Below are 22,504 nucleotides of genomic sequence, written 5' to 3' on the forward strand. Positions count from 1 at the left end.
GCCTAGAGGTTGAGATGAAGTGCAAATCATGCCAACACAGTTGCGCAAGTATATGGCGCTGGTCATGGGCGTCTCGCCTTCAGAGCGAATTGCGTAGGAGCTATGCCTTGCACTTTATTGCTGCGCTCCGGTGTGATGCTCGACGAACAAGCTCGCCACATTCTCGGGTGGACCGCCAATCACAGCACGCCCGTTTCGCACGACGATCGGGCGTTGCAGGAGTATCGGATGCGCAGCTAATGCTTCGTATAACTGAGCGTCGCTTAACGTGGGCTCAGATAAGCCTAGTGACTCGTATTCGGGCTCGGTGTCGCGGATCATAGCGCGCACCGGACAAGCCAGTTGCATGTTCAGTTGCTGCAATTCGGCGCCGGTGAGCGGATGATCCAGATATTCGATGACCTCAACAATCTCTTTGCCGTCGCTATAGCTGCTGGTAATCAGATCGCAGGTCGCACGGGATTTGGAGCAGCGAGGGTTGTGGTAGATGATGATCATGACGCGTTTGGTGGTTAAGAGGAGAGAGGCTGGTACGTCGGGGACGTTGTTTGTCGGATTTTATCCGCTATCGGCGGACAGGCTTTGTTGCTCGTCTGCCGTGCCTCGATGCCGTCCGCCGCTGCCTTGGCGGATGACTGACGGCGCGCGTGGTTGCCATGGTGACGGCGGAGCTTGGTCGCCATGTCGTGTGTTAGGAACGCGCGTTGTGTCTCAGTTGCCTGCGAAGCGGCAGGTTGTTGACGCCAATGCCTTCGATGCGTACGGCCCGTCGCACGGCTGGAGCGGGGATTGAGCGGCAGCTTTATTGGCAGTTCCGAAAGCGGCGACCGAACCATTCTGAGAAGGCAGCGCACCGATTTGCTCTCCGCCGGCCCTTCTAATCGGGGCGGAGGAGACAGCAACTTTATGCGCATAAAGCCGCCGAAGTTGGTCCGGCTGACCTTCACGCAACCGCGGCGCGGGAACGGCTGGACGGCGGGGTTTGTGCCCGTCCTCCAACCACCCGTCCTCTTAGCAACCCGCGATTGCCCGAGGTCAGTATTGCCACCATGTGGCCGGAGTCGCGATCCACTTGCCAATGTGAAGCAGCGAACAAAAATGAGCTGGCTAGAGGCAACGGTGGTTTATGCGCATAAACCGGTGGACCGCATATCGCCAACGAGCCGGCAGGGGCTCATGATCCAATCGACATCGCGTTCCAACCTAGGCCAGCGCATCGGACTAAGAAGCAGGGCGCGCGCACTCTGCTCTGCGGTCAATCCGTGAGGCGCCATAAAGTTGCCGGGGTAGCCGCCGCGACGCGACTGGCATTACGCCAAACTGACCCGCTCACAAGCATCGATCATCCGCCCGGCTACGCATGTGCACCTATGTCTCCGCCACGCCTGACTTCGCGTCGCACGCACCGCACCACAGGTCACGTCACGTCACGTCACGTCACGTCACGTCACGTCACGTCACGGCACGGCACGGCACGGCACGGCACGGCACGGCACGGCACGGCACGGCACAGACATCATCTTTATGCGCATAAACCTGGCTGAACGGCTAATTCCATCGAGATTCAAAGAAACGATTGAAATACGAATTCTTCCAGGTAAAATCCATCTGCGCTTAAAAAAGAGAGGTGAACATTGGCAGCTGAAATCATCGCGGTAACTCAGCAAAAAGGTGGAGTCGGGAAGAGCACAATCGCGATGCATCTCGGGGCGGCTTTTCACGAGAAAGGAAAGCGAGTCTTGGTCGTGGATGCCGATGGTCAGAACACATTGATCCACTGGGCCAGTGCATCCTCGGATGGTGACACCGGCATACCGTTCCCCGTCGTCAATCTTTCTGAAGCCGGCAGCCAGATTCACCGTGAGATCAAGAAGTTCGTTGGCGACTACGACATCATCGTCGTCGACTGCCCACCTTCCATTACGGAAAAAGTCTCGGGCGTCGTTCTGCTCGCGGCGAGCGTTGCGGTCATCCCGACGTCGTCGTCGCCCGCCGATTATTGGTCGAGCATTGGCTTAGTCAAACTCGTCCAGCAAGCGCAAGTCATGAACGAAGACCTGCGCGCAGTCTTCCTCCTCAACAAGACGGAAGAAAAGCGCATGCTGACGCGCGAGCTCAAGCGTGCGTTAGAAGAGCTCGGATTCCCTCTCCTCAAGACCCAGATTCCTACCCGTGAAGCCTACAAGCAGGCAATGGCATTGGGTCAAACAGTGCTACAGATGAGCGATCGCGGCGCCAAACTCGCCGCCATCGAAGTACGGGCGTGCGCGAATGAGATCGCCGCCTTGCTCCCGTAAATTTATGCGCATAAAGGACCCTGAATGAAACCCTCCCAATTTGCCAAAGGCTTTCAAGCACGTCCTGATACGACCAGTAGCGAGAAGCGAACGGCGTTAGACCGACTGAACGCGATTGATGGGCTGGTCAAAAACAATGCCTCGAAAGCCCCCGACGGTTCTGTGCGACCGCGTCCGGGCATAGTCCCGCAAACCGATTCGGGCCTCGACATCGTCGATTCCGAAAACGAGTCCGCCGCCTACCGTGCATGGAGAATTGAACACGGATATCGCCCGGGTCAGGTCATCGAGCTTGCGCTGAAAACGATCAAGCCGAGCCCCTTCAATCCGCGGCACTTCTACGTGAAGTCATCGATTGCCGAGCTCGCCGTGAATCTGGCGAAGCAAGGGCAACAGCAGGCGATCCACGTCATTCCTGACTACGACAATCCCGGCACCTACTTCGTCAGCGACGGCGGTAGACGTGTGCGGGCGTTGAAGGAAGCAAACAAGGAATCAGTGAAGGCGATCGTTATCGATCTGCCAATTGGAATTCAGAGCTACAAGCTCGGCTACGATCTCAACGTCCAGCGAGATTCGCAGACAGTCTTCGACAATGCGGTGGTCTGGAAACGCTTTCTGGACGACCGCCATTTCCAGAGCCAGAAGGAACTGGCTGAGCATCTTGGTTTGGACGAGTCGACGGTGGCCGTGGCGCTGTCGATTGCCAAGTTGCCCGAAGCAGTCATGCATGAGATGGTTGCGCGGCCTGACCGTTTCGGCTCCAACATGGCGTATCAGGTAGGCCGCTATCACGCGGCTCGCGGTGCCGACGCGACGCTGCGTCTGATCAACAAGATCCTCTCTGACGACCTCAGCACGCGGCAGGTTGCCGACATCGTCAAGGGCAGAGCGACTGCGCAGGAAAGCACCAAGCCGGCAGGTCGCCAGCGCTATGCACAGCGGCTGGAAGTAAAGCTCGACGGAGTGTCGGTCGGCGACCTGAAGACCTACGGAGAGGACCGCATCGAATTGCGCCTCAAAGGTCTCACGCGCGAAAAGCGTGACGACATTCTTCGACAGATCGAAAAGATGTTGAAGTAATAGTCGCTCAATAAGCGGTCTGGCGGCGGCCGCCGTCAGATGCGCCGCCTCGTCCAGAATTGCCGGCAGCGTGCCGACTGATCAGGCAGCGCGCGACTGACTAAGTGTGAAAGCGAGCAGATCGCCGTCGGTCGGCTCGCCCCACGTCTTGCGAGCCAGCCAATCGAAGAACGCCGTCTCGACGATCTTCGAGTCGAGTCCCCGGCGACGCCAGTCGTCGCGCATATGAGCGCCGAGCCCCGGCAACTCTTCTTCCTCAAACGACTGCCGTGCGATGTCCCGTTCGGACTCACCCTGCTCGTCGTAGAGCTCGCGTGCCTCCCTGCGACGATACGCGGAATACTCGCCCAACAGGCGCGCCTTCAGATCGTCCGCGGGAGCCGCGACGGCCTTAGCGCTACCACCGGATGCCGCGGTCTCGACAGGCGGTGCGTACCCTTTCTTCAGCGCGTCCTTGAACAGCGCCGGCGCACTGCGTACCGGCGGCAGCGACGTGCTACGCATCCGTTGCTCGGTCATCTGCAAAGCCGCGCGGATGCGGTTTTCCTCGCTGTCCGCGTAAAGCGTTTGCGCCTCTTTCAGCGGAATGCCGATCTTGACCATCCGATCCACAAGCGTGCTATCGAACACGTTCGGATGCTCGTCGAGAGCCAGCATCGGCTGCTTGCGCTCGGTCACGCGAAACTGGATCTCGGCGACACGCCGGCCCTCGCGGTGCTCGATCAGCTCCACGAAGATATTTGTGACTGCGTTCACCTCGGCGATTGCCGGCCGCAAATAATCGCGCTTGAAATATTTGTATTCGCGCTTTGCTTCGTCGCCCGCTTCCGTGTCCGGCGTGCCGGAGAGGATAGGGCGCCACCATTCCCACGACTCGCGCATCGTCAGATGGCTTGGATTGGTCAGATAGCGCACGCAGATTTCGTACAGCGCGAGGCCGGCGCTGCTGCGCAACTGGCTTTGGAACTGCAGGCTCAGACGCGCATACTGAACCGGATCGAGCAGCTTCTTCTTGATCTTCGGGGCGAACGAAAATTCCACCCAGACCCGGCGCGTGGTCGGATCCTCGAGAATTTCCGCATCTGCGATCAGCGTGGAGATGCCCCACTTCCGGCCCGGCTTCTGGCTGGACGTGCCAGTGCTCCATTCGACCTGAACCGAAACCATCCGGCGCAGGTGCTCTTTGACGAGAGCGGTGTCGTTGGAATCAAACGCAGAGTTGGCGACGATGTCCGACAGTAACGCGCGATAGGTATCGCCCGATTCGTCGGCTTGCTGCGCGACAGCGAGCAGCACATTGAACAGCTTGCGCGTCAGCAGCGTGATTTTGCCGCTCTTCGGCTGAATAGCGATTGCCTCGACGGCCTTGCGCAATTCCGCCGAACTGGGGCTGACTACATCGGTTTTCTTGGCGCGCTTCGTGGCCATGCGTATGGTCAAGGAGGGATTTGGCGAGAGCATACCGACTGTGGTGATACCCGTCTATAGCGTGATTCTCACCATTGCGGGTGAAGCGAGTTTACGCGACGCGACTCACCTCCGCAGACTCCCGAAAACTCTCACCTTTCTCTTTCGGCGCTAGGTTCGGCAATCCTTTTAGTGTCGCGGGCTGCGGAAAATCGGGAGGTTTGGAGCGTCGGCTCGACGGCGAGCGCGATATCCCGAACCTCCTCACCTCAAAATTTTTTTCGCCCTTTTACCTTAACGTGCATGCAGGTCACAAGGGCTGTGATCCCTCGCCATATAGAGAGACCGGGGTGTGCGTGACCATGTGCGTTGGGCATCTTCGACAGAATTGCCGCGCAGAGGGGCCGAAATAGGGTCGTCGATCGCAACCAGCTTCGCGAGTCCCCGAAAAAGCTCACCTTAGGATCGGTTCAATGCTCCAAACGGCGCGGCTTCCCCCGTGGCGAAGCGATAAAAGTGCTTCAAAATCGTCCCGAAAAGCCTCACCTTCGAACGCGGCACCATGTTCGCAAGTCTTCCACATGCACCTCCCGAAAAGCCTCACCTTTGCAGGAATATCGATATTTGTGCTTTGTTTTCAATGCGTTATATCGAACAAAAATGGGGTCGACGTTGAACTTTGCCGGTGTAGCGGCTCCCGTAAAGTCTCACCTTTAGGCCAGATTGCAATTTCCCTCGATGTCCAATGGTGGCTTGCACGTTCCCGAAAACTCTCACCGTCGGCATCCCAACGCCACCGCTCAACTACAGGCCAAAGTCCGCAGGTAGGACTTTTGCGGCCGATGAGCAGCCTGTTGCCCCCGAATTCCCTCACCTTTACCGTTAAAACCGCCCGAAACGCGCCCCGAAAACTCTCACCTTTCACGTCATCTCGGTCGACTTTGGAGATGATTAGTCGCCATGGCGACCAACTCCCGGATTTGCTCACCTTTTACATCGCCGCTGCCTGGCAATTTCACTGTCATGCGGAAAAATGTGCGCCGGAAGCGGGAACACCTCCCGCAAAAGCTCACCTTGGGCTTCAAATGCCTAAAATAAAGGCAAACCGGCCAGCCAAGCCCCGTAAAGCCTCACCTTTCATCTGCGTTTTCTCCCGTCTTCGCTCACCACGAGGTTTTTCCCGGCTCGAACAGGGTCAAAAAGAGGGCGTCGCAACCCTCCCGAAAGTGCTCACCTTGATCCTGACGGCTTCACGAGTCGCTGGCGAGGCCTGCCGGGCGCTCCCGACCGAAGCGCTCCCGCAAAAACTCACCTTGTCCTGACGTCTCCTTCAGCGGGGTCCCCTGAACCCGCTCACGATACATCCCGGACCTGCTCACCACGCCTCCCGAACCCCATCACTCCCGATTCCCGCATAACCTCACCAACTCTCCCGGAAAGCTTCACCTTGCTGCTCGGAAAGCCCCGCCAGGCAAGGCTTTGCTTTGGCGTTAACGTTTTTAACTTGGGTTCAAAGGTGTTTACTTTTATTACTCTCTAGCCAAAAACACGAGAGCTCTCGGATAGAAACAATCGTCGATCGCTTGTAGTGATGCGTATCGTGAAACAGTGCGCTATCAAACCACGGCTAACAAACCGTCTTTGTTTACAATAAGTTATGCGTGGTTCTTAGTTTTGTTTCACGAAGAATTGCTGCACGCGTGACTCTATGTCTGCAAAATAAGCCCTCCTCGACTAAGAACAGCCTCCGCACAGTCCAATCTCACAAAAACGTATCGTTTGCTACGTAAATTGTTATTATTCGTCCAGTCAGCACAACAGTGAGCCCAAATATGAACGTGGACGACGAACGTCAAGCCATCCGCGAAGAGCTTGACGCCATGCGATCTCGCGGCAGCCGCCGCCAGGAATTGTCGCTGCATGCATGCAAGCGACTATTTTTCGATTTGGGCATACGGCCGTCCATGGCAGCCGTACGTGATCTCACTCAGACCGGCAGCGCGAGCGACATACCCAAGGACATCGACCACTTCTGGGAACGCATTCGTAATGTGTCGCGCGTCAAGGTTGGCGCGGGTGCCATCCCGAAAGCTCTGGAAGAGCGCGCCGGCGAATTGCTAGGCGCGCTTTTCGAAGAAGCCGTCGCCCACGCGCGCACCACATTGGACGCCGAGCGGGAAGAGTCGCGCTCGCAAATTGCCGCGGCGGAACAGCGCGCACGCGAGGCGGAAATCCGTCGCGACGCCTCGGAAGATGCAATCAAGCGCAGTGAACAACGGGCGGAAGCTGCATGGGAACGCGTTCGCGCGCTGGAGGCGGAGTTGTCCACCGTCACTATGCACGGCACTGCCCACCATGAAGGTCTGCAAACAACGGTGCGCCGGCTCGAACACGAAAACGAAACGCTCCGCCAACGCCTGGACACGGAACAGGCCACGAACGCGACGCTGCGCGATCGCATCGACGCGCTTCATGTGGAATTGCGCCAAAGCACCGAACACTACGCGCAGCAGATCAAAGATGCCGTCGCCGAGGCCGAGCGCCGGGTGAAGCCGATGCTTGTCGAACTGGATTCGCTGCGCAGCATGGCCGCGACCTATCAGTCCGGCGTGCGCGACGCGAGTCGGAAGGAATTCGAGTTCATTCAGCAACTTGCGGCAGCGAAGGCGCGGGGCGACCGGCTCGACGCGCAACTGCGCGAACAGTCGGACGAGGTCGACGCGCTGACAAAAGAACTTGCGGCTTTGCGCGGCCAGCAGGGCATCGACCCGGAAATCGGCAGTTTGCTGTGCTCGCTAGTTGAAGGCGGCCGGCTCTCGAGCGATGAATTGCGAACTATTGGAACCGCAGCTGACGGCCACGTGCGCTTGCCGCTGCGCTGCCCGAAGTGCGACGAAGGTGAGCCCGAACTCTCGCAGGTCGATCACCGGTTCGAACTGCAGTGTCCGGAATGCGAGCATTCTTCGGGGCTCGGCGATTCGCGACTGGAAGCGGTAAGCCGATTCTTATCCAGCAACTCGCTTTCTGCACAGGCATGAAACGAAGGCGCCGCCTACGTCAAAGGTGAGGAAATTCGGGAGGCCAAACGTGAGAGGTTTCAGGACTCCGCCGCACCCGGCGTCCTCGTGAAACGCCCGTTCATGCGAGGTTCTGGCAACAGCGGCGCGGCAGGATCCGGTTCGAGTATGGCGTCTGGATTCTGCTGTTTCGTCCATGTTTGCCAGGCTCGATAGAGACGATTCGCAGACACGGCCTGCACAAATCCGAGCCATTGTCCGACGAGTTCCGCCTCTACTCCGCTTTCGAACAGATCAGCAGCGAACGTGTTGCGCAAGGTTTGCGGACTGGCGCGCGATGTACGCGACGCCGCAATGCCTGCCGCTTCGACGAGTGCATCGACGGCACGAAGCATGGTTGCCTTGTGCATCGGCCTGCCTGAAGGCGACGCAGGAAAAATCAGATCGCCGGCGAGGTCCGCCAGGCGCCGCTCGGCGAGCCATGCTTCGAGTATCGCCGACGCGAAAGGCGCTAGCCGAGTGCGCCGCATGAGCGCTGGGTTTGCCGGGTCAATCGTCAACCACGGCGAGCCCGGTGCCGCGCAACTAACCGCTAGGGCCGCGGCCTCGCCGGTTTTCAGTCCACCGCCGAGAAACACTGCGATCAATGCGCGGTCGCGCCGTTCTTTCCAGCGCTGCGCTTTAGACAGTCCCTGTAGCGGCGAAAACAGATGCGCGATCAATGCAGCCCGTTCGGCATGATGGAGAAAACCGGTCGGCTCGTTCTCGCGTGCGTTGCGCCACGCGGCTTCGCCATCCTGGGCGATGAAGCGAGCCGGATTGGTCGACGATGCTTCGACTTCACGCACATGATCCAGCACGCGCTCGATCAAACGTAAGTAACGCACACGCTGAGGCTTGCGGATATTCAGGCCGGCGACAAAGTCGGCGATGCTCTGCGTATCGACAGTAACCAGCGTCTTTTGACGCGCGGCCAACCACTCGAGAAAAAGTCCCCACTGCGCCTGATAAACCTGCGCTGACGAACGCCTGAAATGCTGCTTCGCAAGCCACGCGTCGAACGCGATTTGTGGATCGCGACGCCAGTCTTCGCGTTGCTGATCGAAAAGATCAGTGGATGGATCCGGGCGCGGAACCGGATCGGATAAATGAGGAGGTGACATGCGCGATCGTTCAGTTAGTTGCGCACATTGTAGACTCGCCTGTCGAGACTGACGGTCAGTCGCCCCAAGCTCTTGCCCGTTTATGTGCGGCAGGTTGAGATGCGCGCGTCGCGGCGCTGCGAGCCGCCTGCTCATAAGCGGAGACTGCAAATGCAAACACCGCGGGCAGCGCGGTGGACATGCCGAAGTCCACGCCCTCGTCGGTTTCCGGATAAGGAAGGTCCGACGGACGCTGAAACAGACCGAGCATGATCGCGTCATGGCGGCTGGCAAATCCAAGATCAGCCAGCGCCTCCGCCTCGATTGCATGCAGCAGGCGCCAGGTGAGCGGCACTTGCTGCGCGATATAGCGCGCAGCAATATTGCGGACGATATATTCGAGATCGCGCGCCGCGGTTTGATAACGCAGCGCGGCCAGAGCGCGGTCAGTTGTCTCGGTCGTCAGGTCGTTCATTCATCGGCTCCAATCGATACCCTATACTGTACAAATATACAGTGTTCGACGCAACCTTTCACACTTCCCGACTCAGCCGGCGACCCCCTCACGGTTGAAAAGATTCTGACGGTGAGTCAGCCGCTCAGCCGTGGATCACCACCAGCAGCGCTTTTGCCTCACCCTTGCCAGCATTGCGGATCGCGTGCGGCTCGTCTGCCACATAGCGCGCGGTGTCCGCAGCTTTCAGGCGCCTGGCGGTGCCGGCTGCCTCGATTTCAATCGATCCTTGCAGCACCGTCAGATGTTCACGCGTGCCGGGCTCGTGCGCATTGGACACCAGCGCCCCGCCCGGTTGAAGCGTCAACTCGTACCACTCGAATTTGCCGGCCAACTCGATCGGCCCCCACACCCGCAGTTGATACTTCGCATCGTGCCCGCTCAACGTGGGGATTTCGTGTGGACCGGCAACGGCGATCGCTTCCGGCGTCTTTTGCGGCGCGAACAGCGAATCGAGGCTCACTCCCAGCGCGTTGGTCAACCGCCAGGCCACCGCGATCGTCGGATTGGCCTTGTCGCGTTCAATCTCCGAAAGCATCGACTTCGATACGCCGGCCGCACGCGACAGATCGTCGAGCGTCATGCGCCGTTCTGCGCGCAAGCGCTGAATTTGTTCCCCGACGCGCGGCGGCGCCGCGATCGCGGGAGCCGCGACTGCATGGGGAGCGGACGCCGCGCTTGCCGCCGCACGGCGATTACCCGAGCTTGCCATTTCCAGATCCATCGTTTAGAGTTGTTCGACATACCGGATTTTAGTTCGGAAAAACGAAAAAATCCGATAAAACTGACAGCCGACTATAGCAGGTCGCTTCGTGGCCGCCCATGTCGCGCGTGCCCAAAGCGGTGGAAGTCTCGCACTCGCCTATCACCCATTCAGGAGCCCGGTTCATGCGTGAACAATATCTCGCCCATCTGCGCGGCACTTTGGAGCAGATCCGCGCCGACGGTTTTTACAAGAGCGAGCGCGTGATCGCCAGCCCGCAATCGGCCGACATTCGTCTTGCCAACGGCACAGGCGTGCTGAATTTTTGCGCGAACAATTATCTGGGACTTGCCGACGACGCACGGCTCATCGAGGCGGCGAAGCAAGGCCTGGACAACGACGGCTTCGGCATGGCGTCGGTGCGTTTCATTTGCGGCACCCAGACCGTGCATAAGCAACTCGAAAGCGCGCTCGCCGAATTTCTGCAAACCGACGACTGCATTCTCTATTCGAGCTGTTTCGATGCCAACGGCGGTCTCTTCGAAACGCTGCTCGACGAAAACGACGCCATTATCAGCGACGAGTTGAATCACGCGAGCATCATCGACGGCGTGCGGCTTTCGAAGGCGAAGCGCTTCCGCTACAAGAACAACGATCTCGCCGATCTCGAAGCGAAACTACAAGAGGCAGACGCCGCAGGCGCGCGCTACAAGCTGATCGCCACCGACGGCGTGTTTTCAATGGACGGCATCATCGCCGACCTCGCCGACATATGCGATCTCGCGGACCGTTACGGCGCGCTCGTGATGGTCGACGACTCGCACGCCGTTGGGTTTGTCGGTGAACACGGACGCGGCACACCAGAGCATTGCGGAGTGCTGTCGCGCGTCGACATCATTACCGGCACGCTCGGAAAGGCACTCGGCGGTGCTTCGGGCGGCTATGTTGCCGCGCGCAAGGAAATTGTGGACTTGCTGCGGCAGCGTTCGCGCCCCTATCTGTTCTCCAACACGCTGACGCCGAGCATCGCGGCGGCATCGCTGAAAGTGCTCGAACTACTCGCAAGCGACGAAGGTGCACAACTACGCGAGCGCGTGCGCAAGAACGGCGCACACTTTCGCGACAAGATGAGCGCGCTCGGATTCACGCTCGTGCCTGGGGAACACCCAATCATTCCAGTGATGCTCGGCGACGCACAACTCGCTTCGAAAATGGCCGATGCATTGCTGAACGAAGGCGTCTACGTGATCGGCTTTTCGTTCCCGGTCGTACCGAAGGGCCGCGCGCGCATCCGAACGCAAATGAGCGCGGCGCATACAACAGAACAGATCGACCGCGCGGTGGATGCATTCGCGCGCGTCGGCCGCGAACTTGGTGTCATCTGAAACGGGACGCATATGAAAGCATTGGCAAAACTCGAGCGCGCGCCCGGTCTCACGCTCACTGACGTCAAAGTGCCCGAAGTCGGCCATAACGACGTGATGATCCGCATCAAGCGCACCGCTATTTGCGGCACCGACATTCATATCTGGAAGTGGGACGACTGGGCGCAGAAAACCATTCCGGTGCCGATGCATGTCGGTCATGAGTATGTCGGCGAGATCGTCGAAATGGGCGCGGAAGTGCGCGGCTTTTCGATTGGTGACCGCGTGTCGGGCGAAGGTCACATTACCTGCGGGTTCTGCCGCAACTGTCGCGCCGGGCGTCGGCATCTGTGTCGTAACACGGTGGGCGTCGGCGTAAATCGCGAGGGCGCGTTCGCCGAATATCTGGTGATTCCGGCGTTCAACGCGTTCAAGATTCCGCCGGAGATCTCCGACGACCTCGCGGCGATCTTCGACCCGTTCGGCAATGCCACGCACACCGCGCTATCGTTCAATCTGGTCGGCGAAGACGTGCTGATCACGGGTGCCGGGCCGATCGGCATCATGGCTGTGGCGATTGCGAAGCACGTGGGAGCGCGCAACGTCGTGATTACCGATATCAACGATTATCGGCTCGGACTCGCTCGTAAGATGGGCGCGACGCGTGCCGTGAACGTCTCTCGTGAATCGTTGCGCGACGTGATGGCCGATTTGCACATGGCCGAAGGTTTCGACGTTGGCCTCGAAATGTCCGGCGTTCCAGGCGCGTTCACCGGCATGCTCGAAGCAATGAACCACGGCGGCAAGATCGCGCTGCTCGGTATTCCGCCCGCTCAAACAGCGATCGACTGGAACCAGGTGATTTTCAAAGGCCTTGAAATCAAGGGCATTTACGGACGTGAGATGTTCGAGACCTGGTACAAGATGGTCGCGATGCTGCAAAGCGGTCTCGATCTGTCGCCGATCCTCACGCACCATTTCAAGGTCGACGACTATCAGCAAGCGTTCGCGACCATGCTGTCCGGCGAAAGCGGCAAGGTCATTCTCGACTGGACCTCGGCATAACACACACGTGGCGCCATGCGCGCCGCGTCAGACACGCCCGCAGCGTGCTCAAGCGCCTGCGGGCGTTTTGTCGAACTCGGCCTGAATGCGCACGTGAATGTCGTCGCCGACCGCTGGATACCATGTCGCGAGCCCAAACTTCGCGCGGCTGATATGCCCTTCTGCGGAAAAACCCAGCGTGTCTTTTTTCGTTAGCGGGTCCGGTGCAAAACCGTTGAAGGTGACGTCGAGCGTGACGGGTTGCGTTACGCCATGAATGGTCAGATCGCCCGTCAACGTGCCGCGAGCTTCGCCGGTGCGCTCGAATTTCGTACTCACGAAACGGATCTCCGGATAGCGCTCCACGTCTAGCAGGCTCGGGCTTTTCACCATTTTGTCGAGCAGCGGCACATTCGTGTCAATGCTCGCGGCGTCGATCGTAACGGACACGCTACTCCGCTCCAGTCCGCCTTCTTTCCAGTCCAACTGCCCTGTCTTGCGATCAAAGCGCATCGTAAAGCGCGAATACTTGAAGTGTTCGACGTCGAACGTGATGCTGCAATGGTCATGGTCGAGATCGTAGCGCCCAACCGGCACGCGCGCCTCATTCTGGCTGACCGAATGCGTGAGCACTTGCAATGGCGTGCAAGCCGTTGCAAAGAGAAAGCTTGCAGCGAGCAAAGCGCGCACGACAACGGCGCGGCCGATAAATGTCTTCATCAATAGCTTCCGGTTGACTCATCTCGCCCAAGATAACAGTTCGCGGTAGCCGCACGCAAAATGGGGAAAAACTTGACGAGGGAGAATGATCGTTCTACCCTTCGTGCATGGCTACTCATATTCGCATTGAAGAAGCGGCGACGCTCAGCCCACGTGAGCGACTGCTAGACGCCGCGGAAGCGTTGATCTACGCCGGAGGCATACACGCAACCGGCGTGGATGCGATCGTCAAGCAGTCAGGAACCGCGCGGAAAAGCTTCTACACACATTTCGAATCGAAAGACGCGCTCGTCGCGGCTGCGCTGGAACGACGCGACGAACGCTGGATGAACTGGTTCATCGCAGGCACGCAGCAGCGCGGCGGCACGAGCGCGCGGAAACGCCTGCTTGGCATGTTCGATGTATTGCGCGAATGGTTCGCGTCGGAGAACTTTCACGGCTGTGCGTTTTTGAACGCGGCCGGCGAAATCGCTTCGGCAGAAGACCCGATCCGTGTCGTCGCGCGGGAACACAAGGAACGTCTGCTTGCATTTGTGCGAACGCAATGCGAGCAGTTCGTCGCGCAAGAGAACGTGGATGCAAGGCGCACCGCGCGTTTGTCGCGTCAGTGGCTGGTGTTGCTCGACGGTGCGATCGCTGTTGCGCTGGTTAGCGGCGAGCCTGACGCCGCGCTCGACGCGCAAGCCGTCGCTCAAACTTTGCTCGACGCTGAATCAGGCGGGAAGCCCAAGACGTCCTTAACCAGGAAAGCTTCACCTCGATCAAGCAAGTAAGTCCCCGCCTTCCAGGCGGACCGCAATCTCACCGCAATCTGACCATTAGCGAGGAATCTCATGGCCGATCAAATCGAAAGCCGCCCGCCGCTGCCGCCGTTCACGCGCGAAACCGCGATCCAGAAAGTACGCGCCGCTGAAGACGGCTGGAACACCCGCGATCCCGAACGCGTGTCGCTCGCGTACACGCCGGACAGCGTGTGGCGCAACCGCGCCGAGTTCACGCATGGCCGCGCGGAAATCGTCGGGCTGTTGCGCCGCAAGTGGGCGAAGGAGCTGGACTATCGTTTGATCAAGGAGTTGTGGGCGTTCACCGACAATCGCATTGCCGTGCGCTTTGCCTACGAATGGCATGACGACTCGAACAACTGGTTCCGCTCGTACGGCAACGAGAATTGGGAGTTCGACGAAAACGGATTGATGGCGCACCGTCACGCGAGCATCAATGATCTTCCCATTCGTGAAGCGGACCGGCTGTATCACTGGCCGCTCGGCCGCCGTCCCGACGATCATCCCGGTCTCTCCGATCTCGGCCTCTAGACATTTCCACGCAACGTGAAGGCGGGCGCGTCGCCTTCACCGCTTTGCCATCAGTCCTCCGTTATGGTTGTGCTGCCGCTTTCCGGCACGTCTTGTGCCCGCAAGCCCGAGTGCGTCTTCAACATCGCATGAGTGGCTTGCGGTACAGTGCGCGACGGGCGGCACGCACAAAAACCAAACAGCATCACGCCGGCGCTCGACCGGTGGTGGAGAGGACATGCATCTTCGGCAGATCAGTAGGGACATCCGCAAGCACATCAGCCACACATTGTTCGCGCTCGTCGCGGGCCTCGCTGGGACATCGGCAGCGCACGCGGGCAGCTGGTGCGACGGCGGCGTTTGGGTCGACGCCATGCTCGGCTCGTATCACATCAATCCCGACCCGGACAAGCATTTCGAGCAGTTCAATCCGGGGCTTGGCGTCGAATGCTGGCTCAACAATCAATGGGCGCTGACGGCGGGCGGCTTTCGCAATTCGCTGCGCCGGCCGTCGTATTACGGCGGCGGCGTCTGGTCACCCGACTTCCTGCATTGGGGCATTGTGCGAATCGCGGCGATGGGCGGCATCATCTCCGGCTATAACTACGGCAACTGGGGACTCGGCCGCGACCATACGATTGGGCCAGTGCTCGCCCCGCTCGTCATGGTCGAGTACAAGCGCGTCGGTGCGAACTTCATCGTCATCCCGCCGATTCCTTCCGACGACCTTCCGTTCACTATCGGCTTCCAGGTGAAGGTGAAGTTCTAGCCGCGACTCGTGCAATGTGAGGCTAGTGGCCGCCTCTCGTTGCCGTATCGAAGAACTCGACAAAACGCGTCAGCAAGCCGTTCTTGAGTGTCATGACGTGAATCCACTCGCTTTCAACGGCTTCGCCCGTCGATCGGATCGTGCCCTTCACGAAGCCTAGTGTGACGATATCGTCCCCCGCGTCGATATATTCGCGCGGTTCGAATACTGCGATGTCGTCGCTTTCCGCGAGCGACTTGAAGAACGCGGACACCTCGTTCTTGTTGCGGCATTCTCTTGGAAACGGCAGCGAAGCGGGTCCAACGACACGCCATTCAACGTCGTCCGCGATGACCTCGAGTATCGCGGGAATGTCGCCCCGCTGAAACGCCTCGTATGCACCTTTGACGACTGAGAGATTCGTGCTCATTGCTGTCTCCTTCAAAAGATCATATGAGCGGACGGGGCTGTTGTTCAGGGCGATCTGCGCCTGCGCTCAACCGCCGGCGTCGGCCACGGCTGTGCACTAGCGGTCTCGGATCAGGCGTGCGGAGCTTATGAAAAGTCTGTTTGAAGTGCGCCGCAACTGGTTGCGGATTCGCTGGTGGCTCTATGAAAAATAGGCAAAGTTGTCAGCGAAGTGAAGCCTTATTCGCAAGGCCTTGGTAAGCCTTCTTTTGATTAAATGCACCACACACGCACGCCTCGGCAAAGCTGTATGACGTGCACTTCCAAGCATTGTTTGAGCGTCACGCAGGCAGTGCAGGAATAATTCTTCAGTGGAAATTTTCGCCGTTCCCAGTGATCACGTCGCCGCGTTTGCCGGCAGACCGCAACTGCCGTGATGAGCGCAAGGACGCGCGGGTAGCGGGCAGTTCGTCTGTTTGACAAAACGGCGAACGTCGAACGTCGAACGATAAGCGGCCCTGGCGGTCCACTTGCCCACCCTGACGGGAAGCCGCCACGGCTCTCCAGTATGATTGCAACCTTCCCGTCACCCTCACCGCCCTGGAGCTCTTGTGACCGCGCGTCTGTTTCGCTCCGCGAAAGCCGATCGTAACCGTTTCATCGTGCTGTACGTCAGCATGGCCATTGGCTTGCTGGTCGCCGCCGGCCTCTTCGTGTATGAAGCGCGGATCATCGTTGCCGACGGTTTGCGCGACGAAGAAGCGTTTGCCGTGCTCGGCGCAGCCAACCGCGTGCTGCACGATCTGGAGAACGCGGAGACCGGTCAGCGCGGCTATCTGCTGACAGGCGACGAAAGTTACCTCGTACCTTACCGCGAGGGCATTCGTGATCTCGACGACACCGTGCTGCGCTTGCAGCAGGTGGCGGGCAGCGACGAGAGATCTCTCGAACTCGTGCGCCGTGTCGAGCACGCGAAGACCGACAAGGTGACGGAACTTGCGCGCACCATCGAGCTTGCTCGCAGCGGCAATCGCATCGCTGCCGTCGCACTCGTGCAGACGAACGAAGGCAAGCTTTACATGGACGGTCTGCGCCAGGACCTTAGTCTGTTGCTGAACGACTGGCGCGAAAGACGAAGGGTGGCGACAGAAGACGCTCACCAGCGCCTGATGTTCGGAAGCGCTGCGCTAGTTGCTATCGCTGTGCTGGTGTGCTGCCTGATGGGTTATACGGTCTATATTCAGCGTCGTGCGTTCGCGAGGGTGCATGCGTATTCCAACGCACTCAACCAGCAAGCGGCGCAGGACACTTTGACGGGACTGCCGAACCGGCGCCGGCTGCTTTCCACCATCGACGCACTTTCGAACGATGCGGCCGCCGCTAAGCGCGTCGCGCTGCTGTACCTCGACATAGACGGCTTCAAGAATGTGAATGATGCGATGGGCCACAGCGCCGGCGACGTACTGCTGCGTCGGCTCGCCGAATCGCTACGCGCGGCGACGCGACAGAACGACATGCTCGCTCGTGTTGGTGGCGACGAGTTCGTTCTACTCGCGACGGATTGCGGTGACGACGCGAAGTTAAGGGAACTCGCCGACCGTCTGCTTTCAAGTGTTCGCGCTGTCGGTGACAAAGAGTATGGCGGTCGTTTTGCGATTGGCGTGAGTATCGGCATCGCCACCTTTCCCGACCGGGTTCAGACCATCGCAGGACTGCTAGACGTTGCGGACGCCGCCATGTATGTGGCCAAGCGCAGCGGCCGCTCCACTTACAGCTTCGGTTCGTCGCCGGGACCGGGGCTTTCGAATGTCGTCAAGCTGACGAGATAACGCGTCGCACGGCGGCAGCCTGTGTTGGCATACCGCCGTCAAAGGTGAGCAATTCCAGGATGGTGAGGAATTCCAGGAGACGGCATCACCTTTGACCTTGTGCACACAAAGGTGAGACGTTCCAGGAGACGATGCCATGTCCGCAATGGTGAGTCGTCCCAGGATTTACGCCGCACCGTTGAGCGCCCCACGCGGCGTTGTCAGCTGGCGTCACGCGCAAAGGTGAGGAGTTCCAGGAGGTTGCCGCAAAGGTGAGCGATTCCAGGAGGTACCTGACTATCAGACTCGCCTATGTCCGACAGGTGAGGTAGGCGCGCCGCTGTGCGCACCTTTAACGATGTGGTGAGGATATTCGGGAGCGCCCCAGACTCGATCCCGCCTTCCGCCTTCCGCCTTTCGGTTTGGTAAATGTCGACACGCGAACGCAACGGACGCCACCCAACGGCATAGCCGCCGAAAACTTGAGAATTAAAAATTGCGGCTCCGAATGCGAAGTTAAGTCTGTAGTCATCGCTTAGTAACACGGGTCGGCAATACTCGGCAGCGCTGCAAGCAAGATCTCATGTCGCATAAAAAACGCGCTGCTCCAAACGAGGGCAGACGCGAAGGCCAGAACCCGGGGTTCACATGACTATCCGTCATCGCATTACGCTATTGGTTGTTTTAATGTTCGTCGCGTTGTCGGCGATCGGCGGTTACGCCGTCTATCAAACGCGCGGCAGCGCAGCCGAAGTGCGCAAGGTCACCGAAGGCGTAGTGCCCAGCGCGCTGGCTTCCGCCGACCTTGTATCGCAGGTCAAGGACGTTCAGCTCGCGACCATGACGCTTGTCTACGCGCCCGACGGCGCCGTTGTCGCGCAGGCGCAGGACGAACTGAAGAAGAAAAGAATCGCGCTCCAACAGGCGCTCGCCTTGCAGGCGAAAGACGCCGCGAGCCACGCGCAGAAGGGTCTCGTTTCGCAGGCCAACGACAGTCTCGACAATTACTTCTCCGCGATTGCCGAGACGGCGAAAATGAAAGCCGACGGCAAGAATGAACTCGCGCAGGCCTACCTGTTTGCGAACGTCGCACAGTATCGAGATGAACTCGAGGGTATTGTCGAAACGCTGCGCGTTGAGAAGAACCGCGAGAAAGACGAAGCGATCACGACGCTGAACGCGACACTGGCGACCACGACGACCGCGATTGCTGCCGTGACCGGCATCGCGATTATTCTGCTGACTTCGATCGGCGCTTTGCTCTACCGTCAGATCACGCGGCCGCTCAGCCGCATGCAGGCCATGATGAGCGAGATCGCGTCCAGCCAGGACTTCACGCGCCGCGTGCCGGTGGGGCGGCTCGATGAGATCGGCCATTCGATTGTCGCCTTCAACGGCATGATCGAGAAGATCCAGCAAAGCTCGGCGCAACTCAAACAGAAAACCGCCGACATCCAGGCGATGTTGCAGAACATGCAACAGGGCATCCTGACGGTGATCGACGGCGCCGTGATCCATGCGGAGTACTCGGCGTATCTGGAAGACATCTTCGAGACGAAGGACATTGCCGGGCGCGGACTCATGGACCTCGTGTTCGCAGACACCGATCTGGGCGCCGACGCGTTGTCGCAAGTCGACGCCGCCGCGCATGCGTGCCTTGGCGAAGACTGCATCAACTTCGCGTTCAATCAGCATTTGCTGGTCGGCGAAATTTCGAAGCGCATGCCCGATGGCCGCGTGAAAATTCTCGACCTGAGCTGGTCCGCAATTACCGACGAAGACGACACCATTGTCCGCTTGATGCTTTGCGTGCGAGACGTGACCGAGTTGCGCAAGCTCGCTGCGGAAGCCAGCGAACAGCGCCGGCGCCTCGACATGATCGGCGAAATTCTGGCGGTCAGCGAAGAGAAGTTCCATCACTTCATCGAGAGCTCGGCCGGATTTATTAGCGAGAACGAGCGCATCATCCGCAAGCATTCGGAGGCCGACCACGCCGCGATTGCAGAGCTGTTCCGCAATATGCACACCATCAAGGGCAATGCGCGCACGTACAACCTGCAGCATCTGACCGATGTCGTTCACGAAACGGAGCAGAGCTACCACGAGTTGCGACAGCCCGACACGGATCGCCCGTGGGATCAGGAGCATCTGATGCGGGAGTTGACGCGTGTGCGCGAGGCTATCGAAAGTTACGCGACGATCAACGAGCAAAGCCTTGGCCGAAAGGGCAAGGCGCAGCGAAACGACGCGGGCAACGCGGGCCGCTATGTGATGGTCGACAAGGAAGAGATGCAGCGCATCGTGAGTCTGCTCGACGAGACGAATGCAAGCGAACTGCACGAACTCCAGGCGATGCAAAAGACACTGCGCCGCAATTTACTCGCGCTCGGCAGCCAAAGCATCCGCGATGCGCTGTCGGGCGTGTTGGGCTCGCTTCCGTCGCTCGCAGGCGAATTGGGCAAGCCTGCGCCGTCCGTGCATATCGCCGACAACGGCTACCGGCTGCGTGGCAAGTCGGCCGGCACGCTGAACAACGTCTTCATGCATTTGCTGCGCAACTCGATGGATCACGGCATTGAGTCCGCCGAAGCCCGCGCCGCAAAAGGCAAGACGCCGGCTGGCGCGATCTCGATCGAGGTCGGCGTGGATGGCGGCGCATTGCAGATCACGCTCAGCGACGACGGTCGCGGCCTCGCGCTGGAACGCATTCGCGGCATTGCGATGGAGCGCGGCTGGATCGGTCCCGACGAAACGCCGGGCGACGAAGCCATCGCCGAGCTGATTTTCCGTCCGGGCTTTTCGACCGCGGACACCGTCACCGCAGTGTCGGGCCGCGGCGTCGGCATGGACGCCGTGCGCGACTTCCTGAAGCGCGAAAACGGCAGCATCGAACTGCGCTTCACCGACGATCACAAAGGCGCGGCGTTTCGCCAATTCCAAACGATCGTGTGTCTGCCGGACAGCGCCGCCGTCGACACGCTCGGCACCGAGTCGCGCAACGAAGACGGCGAAGTTCGCGTCGACGCAGTGACGCGCTGAGCATTTTTTGCGCCGCACGCCGCGGCGTCATTCAAGGAATGGTTGTGATTCAACAGTATCTATTGGCGGCGCTGGCGGGCAGCGCCGCGACCGCGTTGCTCGGGGTGGCCGCGCATCGGCTGTACGTTACGCGGCTGACCGCAAGGCTGCGTGCGGACGCGCAAGCCCAGATCAATTCGCTCAGGGCCGGGCACGTCGCGCTCGACGCAGCAGCACACGAGCGCGAGCGGGCCGAGCATGAGCTGCAAACGCAGACCGCCCAATTGCGCGCCGAATTGATGGAACGATCGGCAAGCGTCGACGAATTGCGCGCGACGCTCAAAAGCATTACCGAAGACAGGGAACAGTTGGCGCAGCAGGCGCGGCAACTTGCCAGCGAAGCCGCGCGCCTGAAAAGCCTGGGCGCTGCGTTCGAGCGTTGGCACGAGCAAATGATCTCGCTGATGACGCAGAACCACGACATGCACGCGAAGAATCAGGAGCTCTCATCCATCGTGCGGCATGTGGTGATCGTGTCGCTGAACGCGTCGATCGAAGCGGCACGCGCGGGTCCCGCCGGCCGCGGCTTTGCGGTGGTGGCGAGCGAAGTGCGCTCGCTCGCCGCGCGTTCCGAGGAATTGTCGAAGAGCTATCGCGACAGCCTGCATCGCAACGACTTGACCACGACTTCCACGTTTCAGGACATTCAGGCCGGCGGCAAGATGATTGCGGCGTCGCTTGCCAGTGTGGAGTCGATGGCCAGTCAGTTTCATTCGAAGCTGGACGAGGTGTCCGCGTGATTACGGCCCACGCCAAGGACAGCTTCGAGCGCATATTTCGCAAGGCCGCGCAGGCGCGCTTGCCGCTGAGTCCAGACGACCAGTGCGAGATCGTCCCGATCGCGCAAGCCGACACAGGCACGGCACACGGCACACAGGTCGTCGTACTGACCATTTCGTCGATCGTGTTCAGGCTGCTGCTGATTCTTCATTTCGACGAAAACGACAGCACGCGCGCGTACTACCTGAAGGAAGCCGACGAGCGGCCGTTTCAGGACGCGTTCCTGGAAATCTGCAATCTGTGTTGCGGCGCGATCAATCAGGAACTGCTGCGCTACTTCCCGGACCTCGGCATGTCGACGCCGTACGTGCTGAGCGCGCATTGCCTGCCGCATCTGCATGAGTTGAAGCCGGCGCTGCTGTCTTCGTATTCGGTGATGCTCGGCGGCACCGCGCGGCTTGGGGCGACGCTATGCGTTTGCGCGTATGCGCCTCTCGATTTTGTTGCAGACACGAGCGCCATTGAAGAAACCAGCGGTGAGCTGGAGCTGTTTTGATCTCTGACGGATTGATGAAGGGAAAGATATGTCGAAAATTCTGGTAGTGGACGACTCAGGCACGGTGCGCGACGAAGTGGCCGGCTTTCTGAAGAAGAATGGTCTCGACGTGGACACCGCGGTGGACGGCAAAGACGGCCTCGCGAAACTGAAGGCTAGTCCAGGCATCAAGCTCGTGATCAGCGACGTCAACATGCCGAACATGGACGGTCTCACTATGGTCGAAAAGATTCGCGGCGAACTCGCGAACAAGACGGTCAACGTCATCATGCTCACAACGGAAAGCAGCCCGGCGATGAAAGAGCGCGGCAAGGCGGCGGGTGTCAAAGGTTGGATCGTGAAGCCGTTTAAGGGCGACGCGGTTCTCGAGACGTTTCGCAAGCTCGCGAGTTGATGCACGACCGCGAGTTGATGCACGACCGCGAGGGCAAAGGTGAGGCTTTTCGGGAGCGAGTCGGCGGCGGCTCGAAACGCTCGGCTAGCTCCGCTTCTTGCTGCAAAAACCGCAAAAATTCGCTAGACGTCCAGCCGACGCGGTAATGCAAGAGAGCTCTCCGTCGCGTGTCGCCCGCGCAAAGGTGAGGGAATTCGGGAGGGGTTAGG

Annotated in this window: 20 protein-coding genes; 13 read left to right on the plus strand and 7 right to left on the minus strand. The window is 59.6% G+C overall.

Features of this window, described 5'->3' with window-relative positions; genetic code table 11:
- Window positions 1-114 precede the first annotated feature (114 nt).
- Complete coding sequence (gene arsC / locus J2W46_RS22575; protein WP_310356298.1) at window positions 115-498, minus strand: arsenate reductase (glutaredoxin); 384 nt, start codon at window positions 496-498, stop codon at window positions 115-117.
- Window positions 499-1,634: 1,136 nt separating this feature from the next.
- On the opposite strand from arsC, the gene parA reads away from it, so the two are divergent.
- Together parA and J2W46_RS22585 are read left to right on the plus strand one after the other, a co-directional pair.
- Window positions 1,635-2,297, plus strand: a complete 663-nt coding sequence (gene parA / locus J2W46_RS22580; RefSeq protein ID WP_027779030.1) for a ParA family partition ATPase — start codon at window positions 1,635-1,637, stop codon at window positions 2,295-2,297.
- Between the two features lie 24 nt (window positions 2,298-2,321).
- Window positions 2,322-3,380 (plus strand): ParB/RepB/Spo0J family partition protein, encoded by a 1,059-nt coding sequence (locus J2W46_RS22585; protein WP_310356305.1) that lies wholly within the window; start codon window positions 2,322-2,324, stop codon window positions 3,378-3,380.
- An 81-nt stretch (window positions 3,381-3,461) separates the two neighbouring features.
- On the opposite strand, the gene J2W46_RS22590 is transcribed toward J2W46_RS22585, so the two are convergent.
- Entirely contained in the window at window positions 3,462-4,808 is a 1,347-nt protein-coding gene (locus tag J2W46_RS22590) for a replication initiation protein (RefSeq protein ID WP_088175454.1), read from the minus strand.
- Window positions 4,809-6,619: 1,811 nt separating this feature from the next.
- Between J2W46_RS22590 and J2W46_RS22595 the strand changes: the two genes are divergently transcribed.
- On the plus strand, window positions 6,620-7,825 hold the full coding sequence (locus J2W46_RS22595; RefSeq protein WP_310356310.1) for a DNA-binding protein: 1,206 nt from the start codon (window positions 6,620-6,622) through the stop codon (window positions 7,823-7,825).
- 59 nt (window positions 7,826-7,884) lie between these two features.
- On the opposite strand, the gene J2W46_RS22600 is transcribed toward J2W46_RS22595, so the two are convergent.
- From J2W46_RS22600 to J2W46_RS22610, 3 genes are all read right to left on the minus strand, one after another.
- Window positions 7,885-8,967, minus strand: a complete 1,083-nt coding sequence (locus J2W46_RS22600) for a tyrosine-type recombinase/integrase (protein ID WP_310356313.1) — start codon at window positions 8,965-8,967, stop codon at window positions 7,885-7,887.
- A 55-nt stretch (window positions 8,968-9,022) separates the two neighbouring features.
- On the minus strand, window positions 9,023-9,421 hold the full coding sequence (locus J2W46_RS22605; protein WP_310356316.1) for a DUF2471 family protein: 399 nt from the start codon (window positions 9,419-9,421) through the stop codon (window positions 9,023-9,025).
- 124 nt (window positions 9,422-9,545) lie between these two features.
- Window positions 9,546-10,184, minus strand: a complete 639-nt coding sequence (locus tag J2W46_RS22610; RefSeq protein ID WP_310356318.1) for a helix-turn-helix domain-containing protein — start codon at window positions 10,182-10,184, stop codon at window positions 9,546-9,548.
- A 164-nt stretch (window positions 10,185-10,348) separates the two neighbouring features.
- Here J2W46_RS22610 and J2W46_RS22615 point away from each other — a divergent pair, with 164 nt between their 5' ends.
- Window positions 10,349-11,548: a glycine C-acetyltransferase gene (locus J2W46_RS22615; protein ID WP_310356320.1), complete on the plus strand. Its 1,200-nt coding sequence runs from the start codon at window positions 10,349-10,351 to the stop codon at window positions 11,546-11,548.
- Between the two features lie 12 nt (window positions 11,549-11,560).
- On the plus strand, window positions 11,561-12,592 hold the full coding sequence (gene tdh / locus J2W46_RS22620; protein ID WP_020068636.1) for an L-threonine 3-dehydrogenase: 1,032 nt from the start codon (window positions 11,561-11,563) through the stop codon (window positions 12,590-12,592).
- Between the two features lie 48 nt (window positions 12,593-12,640).
- Here the strand turns inward: tdh and J2W46_RS22625 are convergent, their stop codons facing one another.
- A complete protein-coding gene (locus J2W46_RS22625; RefSeq protein WP_310356323.1) occupies window positions 12,641-13,291 on the minus strand; it encodes a YceI family protein in 651 nt (216 codons plus the stop codon).
- A gap of 107 nt (window positions 13,292-13,398) precedes the next feature.
- Between J2W46_RS22625 and J2W46_RS22630 the strand changes: the two genes are divergently transcribed.
- From J2W46_RS22630 to J2W46_RS22640, 3 genes are all read left to right on the plus strand, one after another.
- Window positions 13,399-14,064, plus strand: a complete 666-nt coding sequence (locus J2W46_RS22630; RefSeq protein WP_310356326.1) for a TetR/AcrR family transcriptional regulator — start codon at window positions 13,399-13,401, stop codon at window positions 14,062-14,064.
- A 60-nt stretch (window positions 14,065-14,124) separates the two neighbouring features.
- Complete coding sequence (locus J2W46_RS22635; protein WP_310356329.1) at window positions 14,125-14,604, plus strand: nuclear transport factor 2 family protein; 480 nt, start codon at window positions 14,125-14,127, stop codon at window positions 14,602-14,604.
- 217 nt (window positions 14,605-14,821) lie between these two features.
- Window positions 14,822-15,352 carry a hypothetical protein gene (locus tag J2W46_RS22640; RefSeq protein WP_310356332.1) on the plus strand — a complete coding sequence of 177 codons (531 nt, stop codon included), beginning with the start codon at window positions 14,822-14,824 and terminating at the stop codon, window positions 15,350-15,352.
- Between the two features lie 22 nt (window positions 15,353-15,374).
- Here the strand turns inward: J2W46_RS22640 and J2W46_RS22645 are convergent, their stop codons facing one another.
- Complete coding sequence (locus J2W46_RS22645; protein WP_088175446.1) at window positions 15,375-15,761, minus strand: nuclear transport factor 2 family protein; 387 nt, start codon at window positions 15,759-15,761, stop codon at window positions 15,375-15,377.
- A 589-nt stretch (window positions 15,762-16,350) separates the two neighbouring features.
- Between J2W46_RS22645 and J2W46_RS22650 the strand changes: the two genes are divergently transcribed.
- The 5 genes from J2W46_RS22650 to J2W46_RS22670 all read left to right on the plus strand — a co-directional run bounded on the left by J2W46_RS22650 (window position 16,351) and on the right by J2W46_RS22670 (window position 22,295).
- Complete coding sequence (locus tag J2W46_RS22650; protein ID WP_310356335.1) at window positions 16,351-17,568, plus strand: diguanylate cyclase domain-containing protein; 1,218 nt, start codon at window positions 16,351-16,353, stop codon at window positions 17,566-17,568.
- A gap of 627 nt (window positions 17,569-18,195) precedes the next feature.
- Complete coding sequence (locus J2W46_RS22655) at window positions 18,196-20,586, plus strand: HAMP domain-containing protein (RefSeq protein ID WP_310356338.1); 2,391 nt, start codon at window positions 18,196-18,198, stop codon at window positions 20,584-20,586.
- Window positions 20,587-20,630: 44 nt separating this feature from the next.
- Window positions 20,631-21,365 carry a methyl-accepting chemotaxis protein gene (locus tag J2W46_RS22660; protein WP_310356340.1) on the plus strand — a complete coding sequence of 245 codons (735 nt, stop codon included), beginning with the start codon at window positions 20,631-20,633 and terminating at the stop codon, window positions 21,363-21,365.
- Window positions 21,362-21,901, plus strand: a complete 540-nt coding sequence (locus J2W46_RS22665; protein ID WP_310356341.1) for a hypothetical protein — start codon at window positions 21,362-21,364, stop codon at window positions 21,899-21,901. Before J2W46_RS22660 ends, J2W46_RS22665 begins: the two co-directional genes overlap by 4 nt.
- Before the next feature lie 28 nt (window positions 21,902-21,929).
- Entirely contained in the window at window positions 21,930-22,295 is a 366-nt protein-coding gene (locus J2W46_RS22670) for a response regulator (protein WP_020068625.1), read from the plus strand.
- Window positions 22,296-22,504 lie beyond the last annotated feature (209 nt).

Source organism: Paraburkholderia strydomiana, assembly GCF_031456815.1.
GTDB classification, from domain to species: Bacteria; Pseudomonadota; Gammaproteobacteria; order Burkholderiales; family Burkholderiaceae; genus Paraburkholderia; species Paraburkholderia caledonica.

What these genes read in the sequence shown, in the direction of transcription:
- J2W46_RS22645 (WP_088175446.1), bottom strand. Translation starts at nt 15,761, where the DNA reads ATGAGCACGAATCTCTCAGTCGTCAAAGGTGCATACGAGGCGTTTCAG.
- J2W46_RS22630 (WP_310356326.1), top strand. Translation starts at nt 13,399, where the DNA reads ATGGCTACTCATATTCGCATTGAAGAAGCGGCGACGCTCAGCCCACGT.
- J2W46_RS22585 (WP_310356305.1), top strand. Translation starts at nt 2,322, where the DNA reads ATGAAACCCTCCCAATTTGCCAAAGGCTTTCAAGCACGTCCTGATACG.
- J2W46_RS22615 (WP_310356320.1), top strand. Translation starts at nt 10,349, where the DNA reads ATGCGTGAACAATATCTCGCCCATCTGCGCGGCACTTTGGAGCAGATC.
- tdh (WP_020068636.1), top strand. Translation starts at nt 11,561, where the DNA reads ATGAAAGCATTGGCAAAACTCGAGCGCGCGCCCGGTCTCACGCTCACT.
- J2W46_RS22595 (WP_310356310.1), top strand. Translation starts at nt 6,620, where the DNA reads ATGAACGTGGACGACGAACGTCAAGCCATCCGCGAAGAGCTTGACGCC.
- J2W46_RS22610 (WP_310356318.1), bottom strand. Translation starts at nt 10,184, where the DNA reads ATGGATCTGGAAATGGCAAGCTCGGGTAATCGCCGTGCGGCGGCAAGC.
- J2W46_RS22640 (WP_310356332.1), top strand. Translation starts at nt 14,822, where the DNA reads ATGCATCTTCGGCAGATCAGTAGGGACATCCGCAAGCACATCAGCCAC.
- J2W46_RS22635 (WP_310356329.1), top strand. Translation starts at nt 14,125, where the DNA reads ATGGCCGATCAAATCGAAAGCCGCCCGCCGCTGCCGCCGTTCACGCGC.
- J2W46_RS22590 (WP_088175454.1), bottom strand. Translation starts at nt 4,808, where the DNA reads ATGGCCACGAAGCGCGCCAAGAAAACCGATGTAGTCAGCCCCAGTTCG.
- J2W46_RS22625 (WP_310356323.1), bottom strand. Translation starts at nt 13,291, where the DNA reads ATGAAGACATTTATCGGCCGCGCCGTTGTCGTGCGCGCTTTGCTCGCT.
- J2W46_RS22655 (WP_310356338.1), top strand. Translation starts at nt 18,196, where the DNA reads ATGACTATCCGTCATCGCATTACGCTATTGGTTGTTTTAATGTTCGTC.
- J2W46_RS22605 (WP_310356316.1), bottom strand. Translation starts at nt 9,421, where the DNA reads ATGAACGACCTGACGACCGAGACAACTGACCGCGCTCTGGCCGCGCTG.
- J2W46_RS22670 (WP_020068625.1), top strand. Translation starts at nt 21,930, where the DNA reads ATGTCGAAAATTCTGGTAGTGGACGACTCAGGCACGGTGCGCGACGAA.
- arsC (WP_310356298.1), bottom strand. Translation starts at nt 498, where the DNA reads ATGATCATCATCTACCACAACCCTCGCTGCTCCAAATCCCGTGCGACC.
- J2W46_RS22600 (WP_310356313.1), bottom strand. Translation starts at nt 8,967, where the DNA reads ATGTCACCTCCTCATTTATCCGATCCGGTTCCGCGCCCGGATCCATCC.